The organism is Pontibacillus marinus BH030004 = DSM 16465, assembly GCF_000425225.1.
GTDB classification, from domain to species: domain Bacteria; phylum Bacillota; class Bacilli; order Bacillales; family BH030062; genus Pontibacillus; species Pontibacillus marinus.
The window spans coordinates 1-5,442 of the sequence record NZ_AULJ01000089.1 but is presented as its reverse complement, the minus strand read 5'-3'; the positions used below and the strand labels follow the sequence as shown (position 1 = coordinate 5,442).

Here is a 5,442-nt window from a genome sequence, read left to right as displayed (position 1 = left end):
TAGGATTATACTACCTGGAATTAGAACACCTCATCCCAGAACTACGGTGGTTCCGTTAGTCACCATTCGGCCAAGGTGGGCTGTGGAACGGGTTGACTCCAGCGGAAGAACGGAGTGACGAGACCCCGCAGAGAGCTTGCGAATGAGGAGGCTTTAAAGTTAACAATGAAGTTCGGTTAAAACCGCTACTTCCTGTAGCAACACCGAACTACCCCACGTCGTGTGGGGCAGCAGGAAAGCAACCCGTTCCACAGCCCGCCGCACTCCACAAAAGCAACGGAACCATACGCACTTTATCTCGAACCCAAGTTTTCCACAATAGGGGGCTTAAGTGGAAAAAGCTAAATACAAAAGCCTATCACATCACATGATAGGCTTTTCGAATTTAATCGAATGTAATTTCTTTTACTTTGTCAGCATCTAAACCTTTAATGATTTCAACAAATAAGTTCACTGCATTTTCGAAATCATCACGGTGTAACATAGCTGCGTGTGAGTGGATATAACGGGTTGCAACTGTAATAACAAGAGACGGTACACCATTACCTGTTAAGTGGATTGATCCTGCGTCTGTTGCGCCTCCACCAATAACATCAAATTGATATGGGATGTCATTTTTTTCAGCAGTGTCGATTACGTAATCACGTAAACCTTTATGTGAGATCATGGACGCATCATATAAAATGATTTGAGGCCCTTCTCCCATTTTGCTTGCAGCATCTTTATCCGAAACACCAGGTGTGTCTCCAGCAATTCCTACATCTACCGCAAAGCCGATATCTGGATCAATCATATGAGCTGATGTTTTTGCCCCACGACGTTGAACCTCTTCCTGTACAGTATTTACACCATACAGCACGTTTGGATGACCTTCCTCTTTTAAGCGACGCATCGCTTCAATTGTAATCGCACATCCAATACGGTTGTCCCATGCTTTTGCCAATAGCATTTTTTCATTAGGCATTTGTGTAAACTCAAAATAAGGCACAATAGAGTCTCCAGGTTTTACACCAAATCCTTCTGCCTCTTCTTTTGAAGATGCGCCAATATCAATAAACATTTCCTTCATATCAACTGCTTGCTTTCGTTGTTCAGCAGATAAGATATGTGGTGGTTTTGATCCAATTACACCCGTAAGATCACCTTTTTCAGTCATGATCGTCACGCGTTGTGCCAACATAACTTGTGTCCACCATCCACCTAAGTTTTGAAAATATAAAAATCCATTATCATCAATACGCGTTACCATAAATCCAATCTCATCTAGGTGACCCGCCATCATAACTTTTGGACCGTCTTCCTGGCCTGTACGTTTAGCAACCAAGCTTCCTAAGTTATCTGTGTAAACCTCATCTGCATAAGGTGATATGTAATTCGTTACGACATCACGAATCTCTTTCTCATTTCCAGGTACCCCTTTTGCGTCTGTCAGATCTTTAAGCATTGTCAGGGTATCGTCCCATTTCGGCATTCTTTTTCCTCCTCCATTGTTAACTCTAACCGATTATAACGTTTTTTGAAAAAATTCACAAAATAACCTACTTAATATCCTTCTTCCTGACGCTGGTGATTCTTTTCATTTTTTTCGAAATAAGCGCGCTGAATATCCTCTTCAGAAAATCCAAGTTTTACCCCTAACAAAAGAAAAGATGAAAACAATTCATTATATCTTTTATCCGATGGATCCTCTTGGAACAAATGAACCCTTCCATAAACGTCTTGAAAAGCTAACGTCAGTTCTTCTACCGTTTCATAACCAAAGGTAGTGGATTCACCGTATCTATAGCCTTTCTCTAAGCCTAATGACATGATAAAGTGAAGTCCATCAACATACTCCTCTAAAATAATGTCAGAATCACTTGCTGGCTTTTGACTCCAAAACTTAAAACACCTAGTCTCATTTGCTAACTCACCTAGTTCAACAAGAAGAGCAAGTACTTTTTTCTGAAATAAGTCGTCATTTTCTAAACCATGTTCGTTTTCAATTCGTGAATCTAATGTTTGCTGCATTTCAAATAGCTGTTCCCAGTTCATAATTTGCTCCTTAAAAAATATTTTTTTCTGATTATAGCATGTTTTGGTATGATAGAAGAAAACCTGAAACATTTTTGAGTTTGATACGTACTTACATATATAAAGATACAAATCAAGGAGAGGCGATGTCCATGATCGTTATTTTACTTCGTTTACTTATTTTTATTGCAATAATCTTATTACTATATACCGCTTATAAATACATCATGAACCCAAAGCGAAAGCTGGAGCTTGCACAGGAGAAAAATCAATTTTATTTTTTAGATGATACGGATAATGTTAAAAAGAACTTTTTACTAACCTATAAAGGTGTTTTGTTTGAAGGTGAAAAATATTTAGGCACTACTGAAAACTCATTTGATGTCGTTTCCATTTCTGTTTGGACAAAGCAGCCTAATAAGCTAAAGGGATTTGAACGACAAGATTTATATTTTGTCGAAAAAGAAATTCTCATCCACTATCCCCATGCTGAAATTGATTGGAAGAACCCTATTAACCAGCTTATATTATCGAGTTCAAAAACAAACGATTAAAAAAGGGACGGCAGACGCCACCCCTTTTTTATTTTGCTGTTTGAAAAAAATCATTCCATTTAATCACAATTTCTTTTCTGCGTAATAAGTAAATAATAGGTAGAAGCGCTAAAATAAGCGGCCCCATTATGATTGGAGATAATGTAGAAAGCCATTGTCCTACAGAGGTATATACGACTGCTAAAGGGATATTGGAATAGAATGAAGTCTTCATATAATCTCTGAACCCTGTAGTCATCTCAATGATCATAAGTGACAATAAGTGAAAGTGAATGAAAGGTACAAGTCGTAATAATGCAATTTGCCCTGTTGAGAACCCTGAATGTTTTCCGAACAATCGGTGTTTCAAGTTCATAAGCTTCCTCAATGTTTTTGGCATCCATTGACTGATCTTATAAAAAATCAGACTGGATAGAGTCACCCCTATAATGGAGTACACAGACCCTGTAACGGCTCCGAATAAAATCCCTCCTGACACACAAATAAACGCCACAGGAAGAAAAAGCAAAGGTCTAAGCAAGTGAAAACCAATAAATAAAAGGGGTGCGAAAAACCCGCTAGTTTCTAAAACCATCATAATCGTGGCACCTAGCTGTTGCATGTGAACCCCCTCCTTGGACAGTTTGCCTACTCTATTCTTATGACAAGAGACGAGCCTTTATGACAACGTAAATAACAATGTGTAACACCATAACGATTGGAGTTCCTATCGTGAACATTGTATGTTTTGTTTTATGACGAAAATAACTCATACCAAGCCAATTTCCTAAAGCCCCACCGATCCAAGCTACCATCCATAGCGTTTTTTCCTGAACACGCCACTTCTCGTTTCTCGCTCTTTTTTTATCGATCCCCATCAGCATGAAGCCTATCAGGTTAATCACAACAAAATATCCAATAAAAATTAAATTGAAACTCATATGTAAAACCTCAATTCTGGTTAATCTTTATGAATAGCATAAATGAAAATGACCACGTTTTGTGTAGTTTTTTGGACAAACCATGAAAATTATCTAAAAACATAACAAAAAGCCACTTTCCCTCATGTAAGAAGAAAAATGGCTTTTTTACCGTTCACTTATTTAAGTGCTGCTTTAGCTTGTTGAGCTAGGTCAGCGAATGCTTTTTCATCTGAAATCGCGATGTCAGCAAGCATTTTACGGTTAACTTCGATACCAGCTTGCTTTAAACCATGCATTAGACGGCTGTAAGAAATGTCGTTTTGACGAGCCGCAGCGTTAATACGTGCGATCCACAGACGACGGAAATCACGTTTTTTCTGACGACGGTCACGGTATGCATACTGACCGGATTTCATTACCTGTTGTTTTGCTGTTTTGAATAAAGCATGTTTTGAACCATAATAACCTTTAGCAAGCTTTAAGACGCGCTTACGACGTTGGCGAGTGACTGTTCCACCTTTTACACGTGCCATAATAGTTCCCTCCTGAATTTCATTTTACTTAATTTATAATGAGTCGATTATTTCTTAGGAAGCATGTTCTTGATACGACGGTAGTCTGCTTTTGAAACTAGCGTAGACTTACGAAGTTTACGCTTCTGCTTCTGAGATTTGTTTGCGAACAGGTGACTTGTGAATGCGTGAGAGCGTTTCACCTTTCCGTTACCTGTACGACTAAAGCGTTTCTGAGAACCTTTATGAGTTTTCATTTTTGGCATGATTCATTTCCTCCTTTGAACAATATCTACTACTCCATTGAAAAAACTATTGCTTTTCGTTAACTGGAGCAAGCATCATAAACATGTTACGACCTTCCATTTTCGGTTTCGTTTCGATTGTGGAAAGGTCTTTACATTCTTCAGCCATACGTTCTAGAACTTGTTGGCCTAGTTCTTTGTGAGTAATTGCGCGTCCGCGGAAACGAACTGCAACTTTCACTTTATCGCCCTTTGTTAAGAACTTACGTGCATTACGTAGCTTCGTATTGAAGTCATGTTCTTCAATTCCTGGGCTGAGACGCACTTCTTTCACGTTGATCACTTTTTGATTCTTACGCTGTTCCTTTTCTTTCTTCTGTTGCTCAAAACGGTATTTACCGTAGTCCATAATACGACATACAGGCGGTTTCGCATTTGGAGCAACCATTACAAGATCAAGATTTGCGTTTGCAGCGATGTCTAACGCTTCGTTTTTGGATTTCACACCCAATTGGTCTCCATTTGAATCAATGAGACGTACTTCGCGAGCACGAATCTTTTCATTGACGATCATATCTTTGCTAATGACCAGCCACCTCCAAGGTTAATTAAGAATAATATATCTGTCCTTGACAAGCTGTAATTTCTTGCTGGAATTTCTACAATCAAAAAAAGTGTCGGTACACAGACTGCACCCACACGTTTCCCATTACGTTCAGAAAAAATCGTACCTGGTAACTGCCCATTGTGGACGTCATTCAGGTGAGAAGCGGGTGCTTCTACTTGTCTCAGACAATATGTTGTTTACCTATACGAGAATAGCACGTATACATTAGGCTGTCAAATCGTTTTGCTCTGTTTCGTTTAAAAACAAGACTTTTATAGAATACAAGAAATCTGCTCGAAACGCAACAACTATTTTGCAAAAACCTGAATTAAACTTATTTCATTAAAGCCCCCTTATCTTGAAGACTTGAAATCGAGATAAAGGGCGTATGGTTCCGTTGCTTTTGTGGAGAGCGGCGGGCTGTGGGGGGGGTTGGTTTCCTGCGGACGAAGCGCCGAGCCTCCTCATTCGCAAGCTCTCTGCGGGGTCTCGTCACTCCGTTCTTCCGCTGGAGTCAACCCGTTCCACAGCCCACCTTAGCCGAATGGAGACTAACGGAACCGCCGTAGTTCTGGAGAGGATGTTCTGATTCCAGGTAGTATAATCCTA

The 5,442-nt window shown here is 39.6% G+C and carries 8 protein-coding genes and 1 other annotated feature; of the genes, 1 reads left to right on the top strand and 7 read right to left on the bottom strand.

Going from position 1 to position 5,442, the window contains the following annotated elements; translation table 11 throughout:
• Positions 1–385: 385 nt before the first annotated feature.
• A complete protein-coding gene (locus tag H514_RS0115245) occupies positions 386–1,471 on the bottom strand; it encodes a M42 family metallopeptidase (protein ID WP_027447737.1) in 1,086 nt (361 codons plus the stop codon).
• A 71-nt stretch (positions 1,472–1,542) separates the two neighbouring features.
• The gene (locus H514_RS0115240; RefSeq protein ID WP_027447736.1) at positions 1,543–2,034 is read right to left on the bottom strand and encodes a dUTP diphosphatase; all 492 of its coding nucleotides are present in this window, start codon (positions 2,032–2,034) and stop codon (positions 1,543–1,545) included.
• Between the two features lie 131 nt (positions 2,035–2,165).
• Between H514_RS0115240 and H514_RS0115235 the strand changes: the two genes are divergently transcribed.
• The gene (locus H514_RS0115235; RefSeq protein ID WP_027447735.1) at positions 2,166–2,567 is read left to right on the top strand and encodes a hypothetical protein; all 402 of its coding nucleotides are present in this window, start codon (positions 2,166–2,168) and stop codon (positions 2,565–2,567) included.
• 28 nt (positions 2,568–2,595) lie between these two features.
• On the opposite strand, the gene H514_RS0115230 is transcribed toward H514_RS0115235, so the two are convergent.
• The 5 genes from H514_RS0115230 to infC all read right to left on the bottom strand — a co-directional run bounded on the left by H514_RS0115230 (position 2,596) and on the right by infC (position 4,800).
• Positions 2,596–3,168: a TVP38/TMEM64 family protein gene (locus H514_RS0115230; protein ID WP_027447734.1), complete on the bottom strand. Its 573-nt coding sequence runs from the start codon at positions 3,166–3,168 to the stop codon at positions 2,596–2,598.
• A 37-nt stretch (positions 3,169–3,205) separates the two neighbouring features.
• A complete protein-coding gene (locus H514_RS0115225) occupies positions 3,206–3,487 on the bottom strand; it encodes a DUF1294 domain-containing protein (RefSeq protein WP_036843890.1) in 282 nt (93 codons plus the stop codon).
• A gap of 158 nt (positions 3,488–3,645) precedes the next feature.
• The gene (gene rplT / locus H514_RS0115220; protein ID WP_027447732.1) at positions 3,646–4,002 is read right to left on the bottom strand and encodes a 50S ribosomal protein L20; all 357 of its coding nucleotides are present in this window, start codon (positions 4,000–4,002) and stop codon (positions 3,646–3,648) included.
• Between the two features lie 47 nt (positions 4,003–4,049).
• On the bottom strand, positions 4,050–4,247 hold the full coding sequence (rpmI, locus tag H514_RS0115215; RefSeq protein WP_027447731.1) for a 50S ribosomal protein L35: 198 nt from the start codon (positions 4,245–4,247) through the stop codon (positions 4,050–4,052).
• A 46-nt stretch (positions 4,248–4,293) separates the two neighbouring features.
• On the bottom strand, positions 4,294–4,800 hold the full coding sequence (gene infC / locus H514_RS0115210; RefSeq protein ID WP_027447730.1) for a translation initiation factor IF-3: 507 nt from the start codon (positions 4,798–4,800) through the stop codon (positions 4,294–4,296).
• Positions 4,801–4,888: 88 nt separating this feature from the next.
• Positions 4,889–5,017 (bottom strand) — a sequence feature (ribosomal protein L20 leader region).
• Positions 5,018–5,442: the final 425 nt, after the last annotated feature.